General features: G+C 77.2%; 1 pseudogene. It reads left to right on the top strand.

What is annotated here, in order from left to right:
* Positions 1-1,039: pseudogene (locus tag TY51_RS22970) on the top strand (chromosome segregation protein SMC); the annotation flags it as partial.

The raw sequence follows: 1,039 nt of genomic DNA, 5'->3' as shown, positions 1-1,039 counted from the left end.
CGAGGCGCTGCGGCGAGATCGAGGCGCGGCTGGCCGAATTGACCGACGAATCCGCCCGCCTGGCCGCGCGCCACCAGTCCGCCGAACGCCTGGCGGGTGACCTGCGCGCGATGTTCGACCGCGCCGACCGATCCGCCACCGAGGCGGCGGAGGCCGTGGCCCAAGCCAATGCCGCCGGAGAGGCGGCCGCATCCGCGCTGGACCGGGCCGATGCCGCGCAGGACCAGGCCCGCGACCGCGCGCATGGGGCCGAGGACGCGCTGGCCCAGGCCGAAGGCACGCGGGCCGATCTGGAGGCGGTCGAGGCCGCCGCCCGCAGCGCCCGCGCCGAGGCCGAGGGCGAGGCCGCGGCCCTTGCCGCCGAACGCACCGCGCTGCAGCGGCTGGTCGAACGTGGGCAGTCAGGGGGCGCGACGCTGCTGGACAGGGTTCAGGTCGCCCGCGGATACGAGGCCGCGTTCGGCGCGGCCTTGGGCGACGACCTGCGCGCGGGGGTGACCCAGGACGGGACCGGCTGGCACGACCTGCCGGTCTGGGACGCGACGCAGCCCTTGCCGGATGGCGCGCAGCCCCTGACGCCGCATGTGCGCGGGCCCGACCTGCTGGCGCGACGGATGTCGCAGACCGGGCTGGTGCTGGACGCGGGGCAGGGCGCGGCGCTGCAACCCGCGCTGTTGCCGGGACAGTCGCTGGTCACGCCTGCGGGCGATCTGTTCCGGTGGGACGGGTTGCGGGTCATGGCGGGGCAGGCCGCCTCGTCAGCCGCGCTGCACCTGCAGAACGTGAACGCGCTGGCGCGGATCGCCGCCCAGTCCGACGATGCCCGCGACCGCGCCGACGTCGCCCGCGACGCGCATGAGGACGCCCGCGCGGCCCTTGGCCACGCCGCCCAGACCGAAAAATCCGCCCGCGATGCGCGGCGCGAGGCCGAACGCCTGCTGTCGGACGCGGCCCGCGCCGCCACCCGCTCCGCATCGGACCTGGCGATGGCCGCCAGCCGCGCCGACAGCGCCGGGGCCCGAACTGGCCCGCCATCGCG

It is taken from the genome of Paracoccus sp. PAMC 22219, from assembly GCF_000787695.1.
In the GTDB taxonomy this organism is placed as follows: Bacteria; Pseudomonadota; Alphaproteobacteria; order Rhodobacterales; family Rhodobacteraceae; genus Paracoccus.
Note: the sequence above shows the minus strand (reverse complement) of the source record. Positions and strands in the feature narration are given on the sequence as shown.